This window comes from Bacteroides sp. Marseille-P8574 (assembly GCF_902825465.1).
GTDB classification, from domain to species: Bacteria; Bacteroidota; Bacteroidia; order Bacteroidales; family Bacteroidaceae; genus Bacteroides; species Bacteroides uniformis.
Genome location: NZ_CADEBE010000001.1, coordinates 1,665,425 through 1,684,064, shown reverse-complemented (window position 1 = coordinate 1,684,064; position 18,640 = coordinate 1,665,425). Strand labels below are relative to the sequence as shown.

Annotated in this window: 18 protein-coding genes, 1 tRNA gene and 1 rRNA gene; 17 read left to right on the top strand and 3 right to left on the bottom strand. The window is 47.0% G+C overall.

The features are described from left to right. The first annotated feature begins 39 nt into the window (after positions 1–39). The 13 genes from rrf (at position 40) to HUX74_RS07240 (ending at position 11,073) form a co-directional block, all read left to right on the top strand. Positions 40–150, top strand: a 5S ribosomal RNA gene (gene rrf / locus HUX74_RS07300). Between the two features lie 364 nt (positions 151–514). Next, the gene (locus HUX74_RS07295) at positions 515–961 is read left to right on the top strand and encodes a hypothetical protein (protein WP_044468185.1); all 447 of its coding nucleotides are present in this window, start codon (positions 515–517) and stop codon (positions 959–961) included. Positions 962–1,160: 199 nt separating this feature from the next. Continuing rightward, the gene (locus HUX74_RS07290; protein ID WP_005828650.1) at positions 1,161–1,973 is read left to right on the top strand and encodes a MotA/TolQ/ExbB proton channel family protein; all 813 of its coding nucleotides are present in this window, start codon (positions 1,161–1,163) and stop codon (positions 1,971–1,973) included. A 93-nt stretch (positions 1,974–2,066) separates the two neighbouring features. Then, positions 2,067–2,672, top strand: coding sequence for a biopolymer transporter ExbD (locus tag HUX74_RS07285; RefSeq protein ID WP_005828648.1), 606 nt, complete (start codon positions 2,067–2,069; stop codon positions 2,670–2,672). 39 nt (positions 2,673–2,711) lie between these two features. Further along, complete coding sequence (locus HUX74_RS07280) at positions 2,712–3,362, top strand: biopolymer transporter ExbD (protein ID WP_005828642.1); 651 nt, start codon at positions 2,712–2,714, stop codon at positions 3,360–3,362. Between the two features lie 28 nt (positions 3,363–3,390). Then, positions 3,391–4,206 (top strand): energy transducer TonB, encoded by an 816-nt coding sequence (locus HUX74_RS07275; protein WP_005828639.1) that lies wholly within the window; start codon positions 3,391–3,393, stop codon positions 4,204–4,206. A gap of 11 nt (positions 4,207–4,217) precedes the next feature. Further along, a complete protein-coding gene (locus HUX74_RS07270; RefSeq protein ID WP_005828635.1) occupies positions 4,218–5,168 on the top strand; it encodes a PstS family phosphate ABC transporter substrate-binding protein in 951 nt (316 codons plus the stop codon). A gap of 5 nt (positions 5,169–5,173) precedes the next feature. Beyond that, complete coding sequence (locus tag HUX74_RS07265; RefSeq protein WP_138346171.1) at positions 5,174–6,622, top strand: lipopolysaccharide assembly protein LapB; 1,449 nt, start codon at positions 5,174–5,176, stop codon at positions 6,620–6,622. A gap of 189 nt (positions 6,623–6,811) precedes the next feature. Continuing rightward, a complete protein-coding gene (locus tag HUX74_RS07260) occupies positions 6,812–7,663 on the top strand; it encodes an ATP-binding cassette domain-containing protein (RefSeq protein WP_174646434.1) in 852 nt (283 codons plus the stop codon). Continuing rightward, on the top strand, positions 7,663–8,493 hold the full coding sequence (locus HUX74_RS07255) for a hypothetical protein (protein ID WP_174646433.1): 831 nt from the start codon (positions 7,663–7,665) through the stop codon (positions 8,491–8,493). The genes HUX74_RS07260 and HUX74_RS07255 overlap by 1 nt, the downstream gene beginning before the upstream one ends. 2 nt (positions 8,494–8,495) lie before the next feature. Then, the gene (locus HUX74_RS07250) at positions 8,496–8,864 is read left to right on the top strand and encodes a GntR family transcriptional regulator (RefSeq protein ID WP_005828614.1); all 369 of its coding nucleotides are present in this window, start codon (positions 8,496–8,498) and stop codon (positions 8,862–8,864) included. Between the two features lie 12 nt (positions 8,865–8,876). After that, positions 8,877–9,710, top strand: coding sequence for a hypothetical protein (locus HUX74_RS07245; protein ID WP_174646432.1), 834 nt, complete (start codon positions 8,877–8,879; stop codon positions 9,708–9,710). A 52-nt stretch (positions 9,711–9,762) separates the two neighbouring features. Further along, entirely contained in the window at positions 9,763–11,073 is a 1,311-nt protein-coding gene (locus HUX74_RS07240; protein ID WP_174646431.1) for an anaerobic C4-dicarboxylate transporter family protein, read from the top strand. Between the two features lie 643 nt (positions 11,074–11,716). Here HUX74_RS07240 and HUX74_RS07235 read toward each other — a convergent pair. Continuing rightward, a tRNA-Met gene (locus HUX74_RS07235) sits at positions 11,717–11,789 on the bottom strand. Positions 11,790–12,027: 238 nt separating this feature from the next. On the opposite strand from HUX74_RS07235, the gene HUX74_RS07230 reads away from it, so the two are divergent. From HUX74_RS07230 to HUX74_RS07215, 4 genes are all read left to right on the top strand, one after another. Next, the gene (locus HUX74_RS07230) at positions 12,028–12,612 is read left to right on the top strand and encodes a TetR/AcrR family transcriptional regulator (protein ID WP_005828604.1); all 585 of its coding nucleotides are present in this window, start codon (positions 12,028–12,030) and stop codon (positions 12,610–12,612) included. Positions 12,613–12,643: 31 nt separating this feature from the next. Further along, positions 12,644–13,390, top strand: a complete 747-nt coding sequence (gene fabG / locus HUX74_RS07225; protein WP_117588701.1) for a 3-oxoacyl-[acyl-carrier-protein] reductase — start codon at positions 12,644–12,646, stop codon at positions 13,388–13,390. A 92-nt stretch (positions 13,391–13,482) separates the two neighbouring features. After that, entirely contained in the window at positions 13,483–14,154 is a 672-nt protein-coding gene (locus HUX74_RS07220; protein WP_005834903.1) for an RluA family pseudouridine synthase, read from the top strand. Between the two features lie 10 nt (positions 14,155–14,164). Further along, the gene (locus HUX74_RS07215) at positions 14,165–16,702 is read left to right on the top strand and encodes a prolyl oligopeptidase family serine peptidase (protein WP_138346162.1); all 2,538 of its coding nucleotides are present in this window, start codon (positions 14,165–14,167) and stop codon (positions 16,700–16,702) included. Positions 16,703–16,795: 93 nt separating this feature from the next. On the opposite strand, the gene HUX74_RS07210 is transcribed toward HUX74_RS07215, so the two are convergent. Together HUX74_RS07210 and HUX74_RS07205 are read right to left on the bottom strand one after the other, a co-directional pair. Then, positions 16,796–16,978 (bottom strand): hypothetical protein, encoded by a 183-nt coding sequence (locus HUX74_RS07210; RefSeq protein WP_005828596.1) that lies wholly within the window; start codon positions 16,976–16,978, stop codon positions 16,796–16,798. A gap of 222 nt (positions 16,979–17,200) precedes the next feature. Further along, positions 17,201–18,628 (bottom strand): sigma-54 dependent transcriptional regulator, encoded by a 1,428-nt coding sequence (locus HUX74_RS07205; protein WP_174646430.1) that lies wholly within the window; start codon positions 18,626–18,628, stop codon positions 17,201–17,203. Positions 18,629–18,640: the final 12 nt, after the last annotated feature.

Here is an 18,640-nt window from a genome sequence, read left to right as displayed (position 1 = left end):
AATGAATGCTTTGCTTTTTTCGCATCATGTCTACCTTATTCAGGTGACTACAGCACCGGGGTTCCACCTCTTCCCATTCCGAACAGAGAAGTTAAGCCCGGTCACGCCGATGGTACTGCGTAACAGTGGGAGAGTAGGTAGTCGCCGTTTTTCAGAAGAAGCCTCCGTGTCTGATAAGGATACGGAGGCTTCGTTCGTTTACATATATCTCCTCTAACATTCGTTTCTACCGCTAATCACTATACCTTATTATATATAATTATTCATCGCATGTTCATCAGATTAATTCCCGAATTAAGGTGCTAAATGAATGATTAAAAACGCTTAAAATCAGTGTTTTATATTCTATTTTCACTTTCGTATTTCATATATTCTTCGTACCTTTACAGTGTATTAAAAGGTATAGTAAATTCTTTAATCAGTGAACAATTTAATCTTTTTACAAAAGAAAGTAATATAGTTGTAAAACAAATAAGAGAGACATCTGTTATTTATTGTAGAATCATTAGACGACATGAAAACAACTGTAAAGACATTCTGGATATGCATGCTACTGATGTTGACTTGCAGCATTAGCGGTAAAGCCATTGACCTGGTGCAGATGGATGACAGAATGGCTGGAACTGCTGAAGTTTCCGCTTCTTTATCTTCATGTTCTTCTACTTCCGACAATAGTATTGACAAGAAGAATTCATTGTTCACGAATACCAAGTTCGCATGGACTACGGATGTCGAACTGGGAAACAAACCAGTTTCCGAAACTTACTCTTCTCATCAACAGCGTTTGCGCAGGGTGATTGAAGACAATCTTTTCCTCAGAAACATTCTTCTGATATTATCCAACCACGAGAATCTACTCGTTCAAGGTCGTTCTAAATTATACTACTCAGATAAAGCCCCGTACTATGCATTGACGGGCAGTGATTACTATATCTATACGCTTCGGCGGATTTTGATTTAGCCAACTTTTCTTCTTATTGATTTCCCCCTTTTTTCCCTTCTTGTCTTGAAGAGACTGAAAGCAGGTGACCTTTAGTGTACATATATGCTAGCTAAGGTTGCAAGGATGATTACGCCCTATCGGTTCGTAAGCGGGAAGTCGTATCCCTATGCTTTATTTTCAAAACTCTATTTAAATACCAACAATTAAACTTTTCATCATGGAAACTACTCAAAAAAAAGCAGCCTCTTTTAAAGGCATCAGATCCGCCGGTTGGGTAATCGTAATCTGTTTTATCATCGCCGTGCTTATTTTTCACTTTGTGTTGGGAAATCCCTCCAACTTCATGAACAACGACCCGAACAACCATCCGTTGCCGGGTAACTTCCTCGGTACCATCTATAAAGGTGGATTCATTGTTCCTGTAATTCAAACGCTTTTGCTGACTGTCATCGCACTGAGTATTGAACGTTATATTGCCATTGGCGCTGCCTTTGGTAAGGGGTCATTGGTGAAATTCGTAGCTAACATCAAAGCAGCCTTGGCTGAAGGTGATATGAAGAAGGCACAACAAATCTGCGATTCACAACGTGGTTCTGTAGCCAATGTGGTAAATGCCACTTTGAAGAAGTATGCCGAGATGGAGAATGACACAGAGCTGTCCAAAGACCAGAAACTGCTTGCCATCCAGAAGGAATTGGAAGAAGCCACTGCGCTGGAACTGCCGATGATGGAGCAGAATCTTCCTATTATTGGTACCATCACGACTTTAGGTACATTGATGGGATTGCTCGGTACAGTTATCGGTATGATCCGTTCATTTGCCGCCCTTGCAGCCGGAGGTTCAGCCGACTCCATGGCTCTGTCGCAAGGTATTTCTGAGGCTTTGATTAATACTGCCTTCGGTATCTTGACCGGTGCATTGGCCGTTATCTCCTACAACTATTATACAAACAAGATTGACAAGTTGACTTACAGCCTCGATGAGGTTGGTTTCTCCATCGTGCAGACTTTTGCAGCTACCCATAAATAGTTGACTGCTGATAGTTGGAGCTGCGCTGTGACGTAGGCTTCTATTATCTATTCAACGAATGAATTCTCAATTTTAATTTTCAATGAAACGATTATGGGCAGAGCGAAAATAAAAAAGAAAAGTACGTTCATCGATATGACGGCGATGAGTGACGTAACTGTACTGCTGCTGACCTTCTTCATGCTGACTTCTACGTTCGTGAAGAAAGAGCCGGTACAAGTAACGACTCCCGCCTCTGTATCCGAGATTAAGATTCCGGAGACAAATGTACTCCAGATATTGGTCGATCCGAGCGGAAAAGTATTTATGAGTCTGGACAAGCAGTCCGACTTGCGCGAAGTGCTGGAAGCTATGGGGCAGGAGTATGGAGTGACTTTCACTCCGGAGGAAACTAAAAAATTCATGCTGGCGTCTACCTTTGGTGTGCCGATGAAGAGTATGAAGAAATACCTCGACTTGCCGCAAGACCAGCAAGATGCTGTATTGAAGAATGAGGGGATACCGACAGACAGTATTGACAATCAGTTCAAGGCCTGGGTACGCAACGCCCGTGCAGTGAACAGTGATTTGCGCATTGCCATCAAGGCAGATGCCAATACTCCTTATTCCGTAATAAAAAATGTGATGAACTCACTTCAGGACCTCAGAGAGAACCGGTACAACCTGATTACTTCTCTGAAGACCACAAGTGAGGAGTGACAAGCTACGAGTTACAAGTAGAACAAGAAAGGAAACATTATGGCTGAAATACAAGAAAGCGGCAACAAGAAAGGTGGAAAAAGCAAGCAGAAGAAAATGACTGTCAGGGTGGACTTTACACCTATGGTGGACATGAACATGTTGCTGATTACCTTCTTTATGCTTTGTACCTCACTGAGCAAACCTCAGACCATGGAGATAAGCATGCCGAGCAATGACAAGACCATCACCGAGGAGCAGCAGACCAAAGTCAAGGCTTCCCAAGCCATCACGCTGTTGCTGGGGGATGACAACAAGTTGTATTATTACGAAGGGGAACCTAACTACAAGGACTATACTTCACTGAAGGAAACTACCTATCAGGCGGATGGTCTGCGGGCAATGCTTCTGCAACGTAATAGAGTTGCTGTGAACGAGGTGAACAGACTGAAGCAGCAGAAACTGGATCTTAAGATATCAGAGGATGACTACCGGAAACAGCTTTCCGAGATAAAAAGCGGAAAGGATACGCCGACAGTCATCATCAAGGCTACCGATAAGTCTTCGTACAAGAATCTGATTGATGCTCTCGATGAAATGCAGATATGTAATATAGGTAAGTATGTGATAACGGATATTGCCGAAGCCGACGAGTTCTTGATGAAGAACTACGAAAGCAAGGGCGAATTGTCCCAGAACATTGCTGAATGATGTGTAACACCCAAAGAAAGGAAAGAATATGGCTAAAGTAGATTTAAGCTCCCAGGCATGGTGTGACCTCGTGTTCAGTGGTAAGAACAAAGCATATGGAGCCTATAAGATGCGTGAGACCTCTCCCAGACGGCACAACATTGCCGTGATACTGGTAATTGTAATTGCATTGATAGGTTTCAGTATCCCTACGCTGATAAAGATGGCTACCCCCAAACAGAAAGAGGTGATGACCGAAGTGACTACCCTTTCGCAGCTGGAAGAACCGGAAGTGAAGCAGGAAGAGATGAAGCGGATAGAGCCCGTGGCCCCACCGCCGCCTGCATTGAAAAGCTCCATTAAGTTTACCGCTCCCGTCATCAAAAAGGATGAGGAAGTGAGGGACGAGGATGAAATAAAAAGCCAGACAGAACTGACGGAAACGAAAGTTGCCATCTCCATTGCCGACGTGAAAGGTAATGACGAGGAACACGGCAAGGACATCGCCGACTTGAAACAAGTGGTGACGCAGGCCGAACCGGAACCTGAAAAGGTTTTCGATATGGTAGAGCAGATGCCCCAGTTCCCCGGTGGTCAAGCCGAGATGATGCAGTTCATCAGCAAGAATATGAAGTATCCGACCATTGCCCAGGAAAACGGTACGCAAGGGCGTGTAACCTGCCAGTTTGTGGTAGGTGCCGACGGCAAGGTGCGTGATGTGAAAGTGCTGAGAGGTGTAGACCCCTATCTGGATAAAGAAGCTGTCCGTGTGATTATGTCCATGCCCAAATGGATTCCCGGCAAGCAGAATGGTAAGGCCGTATCGGTGAAATATACGATACCGGTGATGTTTAGATTACAATAAGTGTGTGTGTTATGAAAACGGTGAAACAACTTCAGCTTTCAGGCTTGCTGGTGCTGCTGACTCTGCTGTCTGCCTGCCAAAGCAAGCCCAAGGACGGACAAACGGATACGTATACCTCCGGTGTGATTGCAATTGCTGCGGACGAAAGTTTCCAGCCTATTGTGCAGGAAGAAATTGACGTGTTCGAAGGACTGTTCCCCTTGGCAGGAATTGTGCCCCGTTATGTGACGGAAGTCGATGCCGTCAACCTCTTGCTCAAGGACAGTCTGCGGTTGGCAATAACCAGTCGCAGACTGACTCCCGAAGAGATGAATTCCTTCAATAGCCGGAAGTTTTTTCCGCAGGAGATAAAGATTGCTACGGACGGGCTGGCATTGATAACCCATCTTGGCAATCCGGATTCATTGATTAGTGTGAAGGACATCCGCCGCATCCTGACGGGTGATGCGAAGCAGTGGAAAGATATCTATCCGGCTTCCCGTCTGGGGGATATCAGTCTTGTGTTTGACAACAAGAACTCCAGTACCGTACGTTTTGCTGTCGATTCCATCTGTAAGGGTGTACCGCTTTCCAGTCAGTTGAAAGCGTTGAAAACCAATAGGGAGGTGATTGACTACGTGGCCCGCACGCCTGATGCCATCGGTATTATCGGCGTGAACTGGCTGAGCGACCGGAATGACAGTACGGGGCTCTCTTTCAGTAAAGAGGTGCGGCTGATGTCCGTCAGTGCTGCTGACAAGGCCATGCCGGACAACAGTTACAAACCCTATCAGGCGTATTTGTATTACGGTGATTATCCGTTGGCACGCAGCATCTATGCCTTGTTGAATGATCCGCGGAGCGCACTTCCGTGGGGATTTGCCTCTTTCCTCGCTTCCGACCGGGGACAGCGGATTATATTGAAGTCGGGATTGGTCCCCGCCACCCAACCGGTGCGCGTGGTGAACGTCAAGGATGAATAACTAAAATGAATGCTAACATGAAACGTAGATTTGTATTTTGTTTGGGAGCGATGCTGTTTGCAGGTACGCTCGCCGCACAAACGCCGGTGCCCGAATGGCAGGCGGGGGTGGATAAAGTAAAAAGTCTGATAAAGACGAATCCGGAGCAGGCTTCCGACGCAGCCGGAGAACTGCTGAAGGGCAAGAACAAGAAAAATGTGGAGCTTGTGACTTCCGTGGCCCGTGCCTATCTGGATGTAGGACAGCTGAAAGAGGCGGAAACCTATCTGGAGATGGCAAGAAAGGCCGACAACAAGGCTCCGGCAGTTTCTGTACTCGAGGGTGACATCGCTTTTGCCCGGAAAGATATCGGAAAGGCATGCCAGCTTTATGAGCAAGCCATCTATTTTGATTCGAATTATAAGGATGCGTATCTGAAATATGCGCAGGCATACAAGTCTGCCAGTCCTTCGCAGGCCATAGAGAAGCTGAACCAGCTGAAGGCCATAGCTCCGGATTGCCTGGAAGCAGACAAGGAGCTGGCGGAAGTGTATTACGCCACCAACCGTTTTGGCAAGGCTGCCGACACCTATGCCAAGTTCATCGATACTCCCGTGGCTACGGAAGATGACATCCTTAAATATGCTTTTGCACTATTCCTGAACCACGACTTCGAGAAATCCTTGGCGGTGGCGCAGAAAGGTTTGCAGAAGAATGCCCGCCATGCCGCATTCAACCGGCTTGTGATGTACAACAATGTCGACCTCAAGCGTTATGACGAGGCAGAGAAGGCTGCCGATGCTTTCTTCAATGCTTCGGATAATGCCGATTATTCATACTTGGATTACCGCTATCACGGTGCTCTGTTGAGTGCTCTGAAGAAATATGACCAGGCTATTGAGGAATATGGCAAGGCATTGGAGAAGGATGAGAGCCAGGTGGACTTGTGGCGTGAGATTGCCGATGCTTATGAACTGAAAAACGACTATACCCAAGCCATTGCTGCTTATAAAAAGTACTATGACTCGCTGGCACAAGATAAAAAGATGTCCGAAAACTTATTCCAGTTAGGGCGTCTGTACTACGGAGAGGGTACGTCCTCGGACGACACTCTCGCCGTTCAGCCTGCCGACCGCATGGCGGCATTGCAGGCTGCCGACTCTGTGTTCGCACTTGTTGCCGAACAAGCTCCCGACAGTTATTTGGGAGATATGTGGCGCGCTCGCACACACTCTGCCATGGACCCCGAAACTACAGAGGGATTGGCGAAACCTTATTACGAGAAGGTGGTGGAGGTACTGCTTGCCAAAAACGAACCGAGGTACAACTCTGCATTGATAGAGTGTTACAGTTATCTGGGCTACTACTATCTGTTGAAGAGTGACTATGCTACTTCGAAAGAGTACTGGAATAAAATTCTGGCTATCGACCCCACCAATGCCACAGCAAACAAGGCATTGGACGGCATCAAATAGCAATAATTTTAGTTGTTTGTCGTGTCGGGAGGAGTGGAGAGTGATTCTTAGCTCCTCCTTTTTTTTGAACCTTCGTACGTATTTTCTTTTTTCTCAAATCTCTTGTTATTCTAAAAAAAATGCCTATGTTTGTAGTGTACTATTGTACTAATATACATAAATAGTGAAATCTTTAATTCATCCAAGCGTATGTTACAAGTAGAAAACATTTCATTTAGTTATCGCAAGGGGCGGAAAGAAGTCCTGAGTGATTTTTCACTTTCGCTGGAATCCGGCCGGGTTTACGGTCTGTTGGGTAAGAACGGAGCCGGCAAGTCTACGCTGCTCTATCTGATGAGCGGTTTGTTGGCTCCCAAACGTGGGAGAGTGATGTATCATGATACCGACATGCGCCGTCGGCTGCCCGTCACGTTGCAGGACATGTTTCTGGTACCCGAGGAGTTCGAGCTGCCTCCTATTTCCCTGGTCAGCTATATTGAACTGAACAGTAAGTTCTATCCCCGTTTCAGCAAGGAAGACATGGTGAAGTACCTGCATTTCTTCGAGATGGATATGGATGCTGATTTGGGAGCCTTGTCCATGGGGCAGAAAAAGAAAATCTTCATGAGCTTTGCGCTGGCCACCAATACTTCCCTGCTGCTGATGGATGAGCCTACCAATGGACTGGATATTCCGGGAAAGAGCCAGTTCCGCAAATTTCTGGCTTCGGGTATGTCGGACGACAAGACGATTGTCATCTCCACCCATCAGGTGCGTGACATTGACAAAGTGCTGGACCATGTTCTGATTATGGACAACAGCCGCGTATTGCTGGACGAATCCACTGCCAGCGTTTGCAGTAAACTGTTCTTCTTGGAGAGTGACGACCGGGAGTTGGCTGCGACTGCCTTGTACACGCTTCCCTCCGTACAAGGCAATTTCTTGATGCTGCCCAATACGGAAGGTGAGGAATCGGAGATTAATCTTGAACTGCTGTTTGGCGCCGTGCTTGCAGAGCCTGGGAAGATAGCGGAAATGTTTCACACTAAAACAAATGAATAATGATACGCGATACCTTTTTTAGTTTGCATCGCTTTGTGAACGTATGCCGCAAAGAGATGGTGGAGAATTGGAAGACCTATATACTCCGCTCGGTGATGGTCTACGGAATGTTGGCCATAGTCTTTGTCTGGAATGGATACTATCAGTATCACAATCTGGAAGCGGGAGCTGTGGGCATGGACCCTATCTGGGAGTTTGAGTCCAGATTCTTTCTTTGGGGACTTGTCATTTGGGGATGCATTAGCGCCTCGTTTGCCATGGAAAGGATGAAAAGCAAGACGAGTCGTACCGTTGTGCTCATGACACCTGCCACCATGTTCGAGAAATTCTTTGCCCGCTGGCTGGTGGCTACCTGCGGCTTTATCTTGGTCTTTCTGATAGCTTTCAAGCTGGCGGACTTGACAAGAGTCATCTTCTATCTTCTGGCCTACCCGGAGCTGCATGTCGTTCACTCCTTTCCGTTGTGGGAATTCTGCTGTAACACGAACCGTTTCTATGAGACGATAGGAAGCGGACCGGCTGTGGTGGGGATATTCCTGAGCTGCTACTTTTTCCTACAGTCTTTCTTCCTGCTGGGCAGTACGATCTGGCCCCAAAATGCACTTATCAAGACTTTTGCGGCCGGTGTCTGCATCTTCGTTTCATATATCTTGATAGCTGTATTGTGTCTGGAAACCATTCTACCCAATAATTTTTTTATGACCGAGCCTTATATCAACAGGGAAGCATCGAGTGACTGGCTGATTTTTATAACTTTGTTTTTCTCCCTTTTCAACTGGGTGCTTGCCTATTTCCGTTTCAAGGAGTCCGAAATCATTAATCGCTGGTAACTATGAACTTTAAGGAAAGTAAGGCCATCTACCTGCAAATAGCAGACCGCATTTGCGACGAGGTACTTCTCGGGCAATATCAGGAGGAAGAACGTATTCCTTCGGTACGGGAATATGCGGCTGTGGTAGAGGTCAACGCCAATACGGTGATGCGTTCGTACGACTACTTGCAGACGCAAGGAGTGATTTATAACAAGCGGGGTATCGGCTATTTTGTGTCGGTAGGTGCACGCAAGCTGATTCTCTCGTTGAGGAAAGAGTATTTTCTGAAGGAGGAAGTGGATTATTTCTTCAAGCAGATTTTCACGCTGGGCATCTCTGCCGAGGAGTTGTCCGGGATGTATCAGGAGTTTATCAAGAAACAAAAATAAAAGAAGACAGTTATGAAACGAACGACTTATATAATGATAGGAATGCTGGTTACCGGTGTGGCAATGGTATGCGGACTCATGTTCTATGTGGTGGACCGCAATGTCACTCAGAAAGATAATTTTATGGAAATCGGCGGAGAACGGAAAACGGTGCAGCTGCCCTCGTGCAGGGTGTTGAAGCTGACACAGCCTCCGGTGGTGTGGAAACAGAAAAAAGAAGGTATTGTGGAGGCGGAGCGTATATTCTCGTTCGGGGAAGTGCCGTTGGAGGTAACTGCCGGAGACTCTTTGCAGCAGGGCAGTTTCTCCTATGCAGGGGATATGGAGGCTTTTATGTCGATGACTTCCGTTGGCGATACCCTGCTCGTCATCTTTGACTTTCCGGAGGATAAGCTGGAACAGCATCTTCAGAATGACATTTGGATAAGGGTTCGTTCGGAAGGGATGGAATTGCGGTTGCCTGCGGAGGTACAAGCGGTTGTGGTAGATGTGGAGGATATGGAAACCAATTTCTACGGACTCCGTTGCGATACGCTCTCTTTCCGCACGCGATACCTTGCCCGGCTGGAAGATTGCCATGTCACTGCGCTTGCGGCGCAGGCGCAGAGCTTGCATTTCAACAGCGGCACAGTGCGCAACCTTTATCTGAATCTGGACGAGATAGCCGACTGGGATGTCAATACCGGTTCCTTCCATATCGATACGGAGCATCTGTCCGGCAGTCGCTATCATCGTTGTCTTTTGCAGAAGAATGAATGCCGCCGGGTGTTCTGGACACCGTTAAAGGATGATGCCTCTTTGAGTGTGGAGTTAAAACAAGCAGTTAAAATAGAAGTAGGTGAGTAGCCATAATACGAAATGACTTATCTTTGCACATGAATCAAAAAGTGTAGAGTATATGGCCTTGCAATTGGCATTCGTATTGGTAGCTATCATTATAGGCGCCCGCTTGGGCGGCATTGGACTAGGTGTAATGGGAGGGATAGATCTGGCAATTCTGACGTTTGGTTTCGGATTGCAGCCTACATCACCTCCCATTGACGTTATGTTGATGATAGCCGCCGTCATTTCTGCCGCATCCTGCATGCAGGCGGCTGGCGGACTGGATTATATGGTAAAGCTGGCAGAACGGTTGTTGCGGAAGAATCCTTCGCAGGTCACCATCTTGAGCCCTATTGTGACCTATTTGTTTACTTTTGTTGCCGGTACGGGACATGTGGCATATTCGGTGCTTCCCGTGATTGCCGAGGTTGCCACGGAGACCAAGATTCGTCCCGAGAGGCCACTGGGCATTGCGGTGATTGCTTCGCAGCAGGCTATTACGGCAAGTCCCATTTCGGCTGCCACCGTCGCACTGCTTGGGTTGCTGGCGGGATTTGATGTCACCTTGTTTGATATTCTGAAAATAACGATTCCTGCTACCATTATCGGGGTACTTGTGGGCGCCTTGTTCTCCATGAAGGTGGGCAAGGAGTTGGCAGACGACCCGGAGTACAGAAAGAGGTTGACCGAAGGCTATCTTGATGTCAAGAAGGTGGAGATAAAGGATATACACAATAAACGGCATGCCGTCTTGTCTGTGCTTATCTTTATCCTTGCCACTGTTTTTATCGTGTTCTTTGGTTCGTTCGACAGTTTGCGTCCTGCCTTCGTGATAGACGGCGAGACGGTGAGACTCGGCATGTCCGCCATTATCGAAATCGTGATGCTCTCTGCCGCCGCCCTCATCTTGCTGCTGACTCGCACCGACGGCATGAAGGCAACGCAAGGTTCCGTCTTCCCGGCAGGCATGCAGGCGGTGATTGCCATATTCGGCATTGCCTGGATGGGAGATACTTTTCTTCAGGGAAACATGCTTCAGCTGACCCAGTCCATCGAGGGAGTGGTGAGGCAAATGCCGTGGCTGTTCGGGATAGCCTTGTTTGCCATGTCGATTCTGCTTTATAGCCAGGCCGCCACTGTGCGCGCACTGATGCCTTTGGGCATCGCTTTGGGCATTTCGCCTATGATACTGGTTGCTCTGTTCCCCGCTGTAAACGGTTACTTCTTTATTCCTAATTATCCCACCGTAGTGGCAGCCATCAATTTCGACCGTACCGGGACTACCCGTATCGGCAAGTATGTGCTGAACCACTCGTTCATGCTTCCCGGACTTGTTTCAACTGGCGTTGCCATCGGGCTGGGGCTGCTTTTCATCAGGATATTATAAGGGAAACCGCTGCTTTCAATCCGTTGTATATAGGGCTTTGTTTGCTTGTGTATAGGGGAGTGCTCCCTTTTACTCATTGCCTTATCAGCGTCTAACGGTCGTGCGGCGATCTGCTGACGGCTGTTAAGCGAGTTGTTGATGGCCGTTAGGCGATTGCATCATGGCCGTTGCATGCTGTTGGTTCCTTATGTCCGGTGTAATAAATACTTTCATTCTTTGAATAAAGCACAGAGGAAAACAGCATTGAAGTCTTGGCTTTGTGTGGCTGTACGCATTCGTTCTGATTGCATTTGAAGGGGGAGGAGATGGAATTAATACCGTGTTTGCAGGATATTGATTTCGTGCAGGTACGATATAAATAAGATGTGATACAAGAAATTAATAACTTGTGTTACTTCATGTTAGCTTCTTGTGTGTCAGTATTTCTGTTTGTGAAACGGTGTGGAAGCAAATTTTGCTTCCACACTTTTGAGTTGCTTCCACCGCATCTGTAATGCCGATGAATAAAGGGATGTGGAGAGGAGGTGGAAGTGTGGAAGCAATTTGCACAAACATTATTTGCGCAAACATTTTTTTTCTGTCCTTGATGGGAATTAAAAAAAATGAGGATAAACGGCCTTTAAACCTTTTATCCTCATTGTAGTTGCGGAGATCCGACTCGAACGAATGACCTTTGGGTTATGAGCCCAACGAGCTACCAACTGCTCCACTCCGCGATGTTATTGTTTTGTGGGTGCAAAGGTACGGCTTTTTATTTAATATGCAAATAAAATGCATGATATTTTTGAGGTTAAGTGGATTTTAATGAGTAATATGTTGATAAATAGAACGATAATAAGCCTACTTTTTTTCTTCCTTTTTAGGGCTGTTCATTAATAAAATGAATGTTTTCTTGTAAGATATGCGGAAATGTCTTACTTTTGCTCAAATAATAAAGCAATGTGCAATTAATCTATGACCGTATCGAAGACAAAAGCTAAATTAGTGGACGTTGCCCGTCAGCTGTTTGCAAAGATGGGCGTTGAGAATACCACGATGAATGATATTGCCCTCGCTTCGAAGAAAGGTAGGAGAACGCTCTATACCTATTTTAAGAGCAAGGAAGATATCTACTTGGCTGTTGTCGAGTCGGAGCTGGATATTCTTTCGGATATGATGAAGCACGTGGTAGAGAAAGATATTCAGCCGGACGAGAAACTGATGGAAATGATTTACACCCATCTGGATGCGGTAAAAGAGGTTGTCTTTCGGAATGGTACTCTTCGTGCCAATTTCTTTCGGGATATTTGGAGAGTGGAGAAAGTGCGCAAACGTTTCGATGCTACAGAGACCCAGCTTTTCAAGGAGGTTCTGCGTGAAGGCATGGAGAAGGGTGTTTTCCAGATAGATGACTTGGATATGACTGCTGAGATTGTGCATTACAGTGTCAAAGGTATTGAAACACCTTATATCCGCGGCCATATAGGAGCCAATCTGGACGATGCGGTACGCGATACTTACGTGACCCGTCTGGTACTTGGTGCATTGGGAAAGAAGTAAGAATACATTTTATAAATAATTTTAAAATAATATGGGATTATTAGATGGAAAAACAGCCATTGTGACAGGTGCTGCACGAGGCATCGGCAAGGCTATCGCTTTGAAGTTCGCTCAAGAAGGAGCAAACATCGCATTCACTGACTTGGTGATTGATGAAAATGCCGAGGCTACAGCAAAAGAATTGGAAGCTTTGGGAGTAAAGGCAAAGGCTTATGCCTCCAATGCAGCAAACTTTGAAGACACTGCCAAGGTAGTGGCAGAAATCCATAAGGACTTTGGACGTATTGATATTCTGGTAAACAATGCCGGTATCACACGTGACGGTCTGATGATGCGTATGAGCGAACAGCAATGGGATATGGTTATCAATGTCAACCTGAAATCGGCATTTAACTTTATCCATGCCTGCACACCCATCATGATGCGCCAGAAGGCGGGTAGCATTATCAATATGGCATCTGTGGTAGGTGTTCACGGCAATGCCGGCCAGGCCAACTATTCTGCTTCCAAAGCCGGTATGATTGCTTTGGCCAAGTCTATCGCTCAGGAGCTGGGCTCTCGCGGCATCCGTGCCAATGCCATTGCTCCGGGGTTCATCATGACAGCCATGACCGACGCCTTGTCTGAAGAGGTGAAGGCTGAATGGTGCAAGAAGATTCCTTTGCGCCGTGGCGGCACACCCGAAGACGTGGCAAATATCGCTACTTTCCTGGCTTCTGATATGTCTTCTTATGTATCCGGTCAGGTTATTCAGGTAGATGGTGGGATGAATATGTAATTTAATGATTAATGATTAGTGATTAATGTTTAATGAGAAGTTGGGTGTTAGTCATTAATCATTAATCACTAATCATTAAACATTAACAATCGATGACTGTCGTATACGAAGACAATCATATCATTATAGTCAACAAGACCGCTTCCGAGATAGTTCAGGGAGACAAAACGGGTGATACACCGCTTTCGGAAACTGTAAAGCAGTATCTGAAAGAGAAGTACAGCAAGCCTGGAAATGTCTTTATCGGTGTCACCCACCGGCTGGACCGCCCCGTGAGCGGTCTTGTTGTTTTTGCCAAGACCAGTAAGGCACTGTCGCGTCTGAACGAGATGTTCAAGAATAGCGAGGTGAAGAAGACTTACTGGGCAGTGGTGAAGAACCTGCCCCGTGAGGAAGAGGGGGAATTGGTGAACTATCTGGTGCGAAATGAGAAACAGAACAAGAGTTATGCATACGACAAGGAGGTGCCGGGCAGCAAGAAAGCGATTTTGCATTATCGGCTCATCGGGCGGTCGCAGAACTATTATCTGTTGGAAATAGATTTGAAAACCGGACGCCATCACCAGATACGCTGTCAGTTGGCAAAGATGGGCTGTCCCATCAAGGGAGATTTGAAGTATGGTTCGCCCCGCTCCAATCCCGACGGCAGCATTTGTCTGCATGCGCGGTATATCCGTTTTGTGCATCCGGTGTCCAAAGAACTGATAGAAGTGGAGGCTCCCGTCCCTCCCGGAAATTTATGGAATGGTTTTGAAACGATTTAATCTTACAGTAATGAAGAAAATCACAGTTTTGTCGGGTTTGCTGCTCCTTGCGGGATTGGCTGCCCAAGCTCAGGAAAGAGTTGCTGAGTATAACGTGCGTCCGGCCGTTACGGTGCGTACTCCCCTTCAGGGTGATAGCGTCAACTTCAAGGGAGATAAGTTTACTATCGGCAATCTTCTGAAGACGAAGGTCAGTCTTAACTTCGACGAGGGTTCGTACGAACGCATGGCTGCTGATACGGCTGGATATGTAGCTGTGGCAAAGGCAGACAAGGACAATCTGTTCTATCTGTTTGCTACCAATCTGCGTGCGGAGCGTTTCATGAAGGGCAAGCTGAATGTATATTCCCCTGCCCGTTTTGAGGTGTTTGTAAACGGTGAGTCCAAGCAAGTCAAGGAGACAGCGGAGGACAGCTTGTCGCAGGTCCGTCCTACGGCTGTCAGTCTGCGTATGGACCCCGAAGCAGATTATGAGATTGTCATCAAGTTGCTTTCAAGCGCGGACGACAAGATGCAGCCGATGCTGAAATGCGAATTTGAAAAGGAAAAGGACTTTGCCGATGTAGCCTGCCGGATGGCACCGGACATGAAGAGACGTTTCTCTTTGTTCAACACCAATTTCGGCTCCCGAGCGAGCAGGGTTTCTCTTTCGCCCAACGGCAAGTATCTGCTGACCCGCTATTCGGACAATTACGACGTGAAGCGTTCCAGGACCCGTTGTGAGCTGACCGAGGTAAAGACTGGCCGGGTGATATTGCCCAATGCCAATGAAAAGATGAACTGGATGCCCAACAGCAACAAGCTCTATTATACGGTTATGGGCGAGGAGCAGAATGACCTGGTTGTGTTCGATCCCGCCACGATGCGTGAGGAAGTGCTGCTGAAGAATGTTCCCGAAGGATATTTCAGCTGGTCTCCTACAGAAGACTATCTTATCTATATGCTCACGGACGAGGGCGAAAAGGTGAGTGGCCCGTTGAAACGTCTCTTGCATCCGGACGACCGTATCCCCAATTCTCGTGACCGCTATTATCTCATGAAATACGATGTGGCGACGGGACTTTCCGAGCGCCTGACATACGGTAGTCACAACGTCTATCTGAATGATATTTCCCCGGATGGCAAGAAACTGTTGTGCAGCACTTCCAAGCCGGACATTACTCAATGCCCTTTCTCCCTCTCTTCTCTTTTCGAGATTGATTTGGCCACCTTGCAGGCAGATACGCTGGTCGCCTGGGATGCTTATCTGGGAAGTGCTTCTTACTCTCCGGATGGGAAACAGCTTCTGGTGACGGGTAGTCCGTCTGCTTTCGGAGGTATTGGCAAGAATTGCGGTGAACATCCCATAGCCAATGACTTTGATACCCAAGCATTCATTATGGATTTGGCTACAAAAAAAGTGCAGGCTATCACGCGCGATTTCAATCCTACGGTGTCTCTCGTGCAGTGGAACCGTGTGGACGGATGTATCTATTTCGATACGACTGATGGGGATTGCAGGCATATCTACCGTTATGTTCCGAAGACGGGCGGCTTTGAAATGCTTCCGCTTGAAGAAGATGTGATTACTTCCTTCACGCTGGCCAATGACAATCCGGTTGTGGCTGCCTATGTGGGCGGAGGAAACACCAGTACGGGCGTAGCCTATACATACGACACGAAGAAAAAAGTTTCTACCCTGCTTGCCAACCCCATGAAGCCCATCCTCGATAAGATTGAGCTGGGACAGATGGAAGAGTGGAACTTTACAGCTTCGGACGGTACGGAGATAAAGGGAATGGTTTGTCTGCCGCCGTCTTTTGACCCGAACAAGAAGTATCCGCTTATCGTATACTATTATGGAGGAACGACTCCTACAACCCGCGGTATAACTTCCCCGTACTGTGCACAGTTGTTTGCGTCACGTGACTATGTGGTTTATGTTATCCAGCCCAGTGGTGCCATCGGGTACGGCCAGGAGTTCTCTGCACGCCATGTCAATGCATGGGGTGAGCGTACGGCCGATGAGATTATTGAAGGTACGAAGAAATTCTGTGCAGCCCATCCGTTTGTCAACGATAAACGTATCGGATGTCTGGGTGCCTCTTATGGAGGATTCATGACGATGTATCTGCAGACTAAGACGGACATGTTCGCTGCCGCTGCCTCGCATGCTGGCATCAGCAATGTAACGAGCTATTGGGGCGAGGGTTATTGGGGATATTCCTATAACTCTGTTGCGGCAGCCGATAGCTATCCTTGGAATAATCCCGATTTGTTTACGAAGCATGGAGCATTGTTCAATGCGGACAAGATTAATACCCCTCTGTTGTTGCTGCATGGCACGGTAGATACGAACGTGCCTATCGGTGAAAGTATCCAGTTGTATAATGCGTTGAAGATATTGGGCAAGCCGGTGGAATTTATTACCGTGGATGGTGAAAACCATTTTGTACTTGATTATGCAAAACGTGAATTGTGGCACAATTCAATTATGGCTTGGTTTGCCCGCTGGTTGCAGGATAGTCCGGCATGGTGGAATGACCTTTATCCGGAAAGACATTGGTGATTTCTTAGTTGACAACTATCAACTATCAATTAAAAAAGCCGTTTCCCAGAATAGACAAGGAGGAAACGGCTTTTTGTTGTAGTGTGCTTACTGTTATTGGGCCACTTTTGCTGTGTCTTGGACGTTCTCGGCTTTCTGCAAAGTATCCGTTACCACAGTGTCGTTAGACAAGGTTGTTGTCTTACTCGGCTGTTCTACCGGAGCCTTAGCTTGAGCCAAGAACGTTCCGCCACAAACAAACATAAACAGGGCTGCTACTAATACTAATTTTTTCATAATTCATTTGCTTTTAGGTTGCTATATCTTATTGTTAAGTCTAAGTGCTTGTTTGTTGTAGCGCTTGTTGCTTGTACTTAATACAAGTCAAATGGTGTGCCAAAAGAATTATTTGTTGGGTAATGCTTTGATAACTAGATGTATATGTTTTTATGCAAAGTGTAGTATAATGTGGAAAAGTGGGGAATGTGTGGAGAGGAGTGTGGAATTATTCCACATCTTTTAGTCGGATATGTTATAAAGCTTCAACTTGTTGTACAGCGTTTTGCGGTCAATGCCCAACAGTTGTGCAGCGCGGCTCTTGTTGTTTCCCGTCTGCCGTAGGGCTTCGATGATTTGACGTTTCTCTGCCTCCTCATTGCGGAGAGGGATGCCGATGATGGCCGATGCAGGTTCTTTCAGTTCACTTAGTTCGTTGATAGTAATGAATTTGCCTTGTGCCAGCAGGGTTGCACGACGTACCATATTCTTCATTTGTCGCAGATTGCCAGGCCAGGGGTATTCCAATAAGGCGCGGGATGCTTTGTCATCAAAGCCGGTCAGTTGCTTGTCCATTTCGCGGTTGGCCTGGTCCAGAAAGAAATTGGCAAAGAGCAAGATGTCTTCACGGCGGTCTTTGAGTTGCGGCATGCGCAGGGTGAATTCATTGATACGGTGATATAAATCCTCACGGAACGTTCCTTTTTCGATGGCTTGCTCCAGATTTTCGTTGGTGGCGGATACCAGACGTATGTCCACGCTTATCTCTTTGTTTGAACCAACCGGACGTATCTTGCGTTCTTGCAAAGCACGCAGCAGTTGTATTTGCACTTCATAGCTCAGATTGCCTATCTCATCCAGGAAGATGGTACCGCCGTTGGCTTCGACGAAAGCGCCCGTTTTGTCGGTCAGTGCGCCGGTAAAGGCGCCCTTTATATGCCCGAAGAATTCCGAAGCGGCCAATTCTTTGGGGATAGAACCGCAATCGATGGCTACAAACGGCCGGTCGGCACGCTTGCTGAGCTGGTGGATGCGATGGGCTACGTATTCTTTGCCCGTTCCGCTGGCACCATTGATGAGTACGGACATATTGGTAGGTGAAACCAGTTTCACATAATTGTAGAGTTGTTTGGCTGCGTCGCTCTCTCCTTCGAGAAAGTCGGAGGAAGACAATGAGCCTTCTGCACTCTTCTGAGACTGATTTTTCATCTTGTCGGAATGTATCGTCTGTTTGGGCGAGACGGATGGTCTGTTTGGGGTAAACGCGTCATCTGTTCGGGACGGATGCATCATCTGTTTCAAAGCGGAGGATGATGCATTCAAGGCTTCGCCTATTTTTTTCAGTAATTCGTCCGGATTCACAGGCTTGGCAATGTAATCGCAGGCTCCCAGTTTCATGGCTTGGACGGCCGACTGTATGTCAGCGTATCCCGTCATGATGATAAGCGGTATTTGCAGGCCGTGTTCGCCCAGCCATTTCAATAAGTCAATGCCATCCTTGTCGGGCAGGCGTAGGTCAGACAAAATCAAGTCCACGGTTTCCGACTCAATATGTTTTTGAGCACGGGCAATGCTGCTGGTGGAGGTTACTTGGAAACCTTTTTTGCCGAGCCATGTTTTTAGCATCATGCCGTAAGTAATATCATCTTCTACAATTAATATGGATGTCATTGCTTTTGCCTT

Bases quoted from the DNA above. Each gene is read 5' to 3' on its own strand.
- HUX74_RS07295 (WP_044468185.1), top strand. From the start codon at position 515: ATGAAAACAACTGTAAAGACATTCTGGATATGCATGCTACTGATGTTG.
- HUX74_RS07290 (WP_005828650.1), top strand. From the start codon at position 1,161: ATGGAAACTACTCAAAAAAAAGCAGCCTCTTTTAAAGGCATCAGATCC.
- HUX74_RS07285 (WP_005828648.1), top strand. From the start codon at position 2,067: ATGGGCAGAGCGAAAATAAAAAAGAAAAGTACGTTCATCGATATGACG.
- HUX74_RS07280 (WP_005828642.1), top strand. From the start codon at position 2,712: ATGGCTGAAATACAAGAAAGCGGCAACAAGAAAGGTGGAAAAAGCAAG.
- HUX74_RS07275 (WP_005828639.1), top strand. From the start codon at position 3,391: ATGGCTAAAGTAGATTTAAGCTCCCAGGCATGGTGTGACCTCGTGTTC.
- HUX74_RS07270 (WP_005828635.1), top strand. From the start codon at position 4,218: ATGAAAACGGTGAAACAACTTCAGCTTTCAGGCTTGCTGGTGCTGCTG.
- HUX74_RS07265 (WP_138346171.1), top strand. From the start codon at position 5,174: ATGAATGCTAACATGAAACGTAGATTTGTATTTTGTTTGGGAGCGATG.
- HUX74_RS07260 (WP_174646434.1), top strand. From the start codon at position 6,812: ATGTTACAAGTAGAAAACATTTCATTTAGTTATCGCAAGGGGCGGAAA.
- HUX74_RS07255 (WP_174646433.1), top strand. From the start codon at position 7,663: ATGATACGCGATACCTTTTTTAGTTTGCATCGCTTTGTGAACGTATGC.
- HUX74_RS07250 (WP_005828614.1), top strand. From the start codon at position 8,496: ATGAACTTTAAGGAAAGTAAGGCCATCTACCTGCAAATAGCAGACCGC.
- HUX74_RS07245 (WP_174646432.1), top strand. From the start codon at position 8,877: ATGAAACGAACGACTTATATAATGATAGGAATGCTGGTTACCGGTGTG.
- HUX74_RS07240 (WP_174646431.1), top strand. From the start codon at position 9,763: ATGGCCTTGCAATTGGCATTCGTATTGGTAGCTATCATTATAGGCGCC.
- HUX74_RS07230 (WP_005828604.1), top strand. From the start codon at position 12,028: ATGACCGTATCGAAGACAAAAGCTAAATTAGTGGACGTTGCCCGTCAG.
- fabG (WP_117588701.1), top strand. From the start codon at position 12,644: ATGGGATTATTAGATGGAAAAACAGCCATTGTGACAGGTGCTGCACGA.
- HUX74_RS07220 (WP_005834903.1), top strand. From the start codon at position 13,483: ATGACTGTCGTATACGAAGACAATCATATCATTATAGTCAACAAGACC.
- HUX74_RS07215 (WP_138346162.1), top strand. From the start codon at position 14,165: ATGAAGAAAATCACAGTTTTGTCGGGTTTGCTGCTCCTTGCGGGATTG.
- HUX74_RS07210 (WP_005828596.1), bottom strand. From the start codon at position 16,978: ATGAAAAAATTAGTATTAGTAGCAGCCCTGTTTATGTTTGTTTGTGGC.
- HUX74_RS07205 (WP_174646430.1), bottom strand. From the start codon at position 18,628: ATGACATCCATATTAATTGTAGAAGATGATATTACTTACGGCATGATG.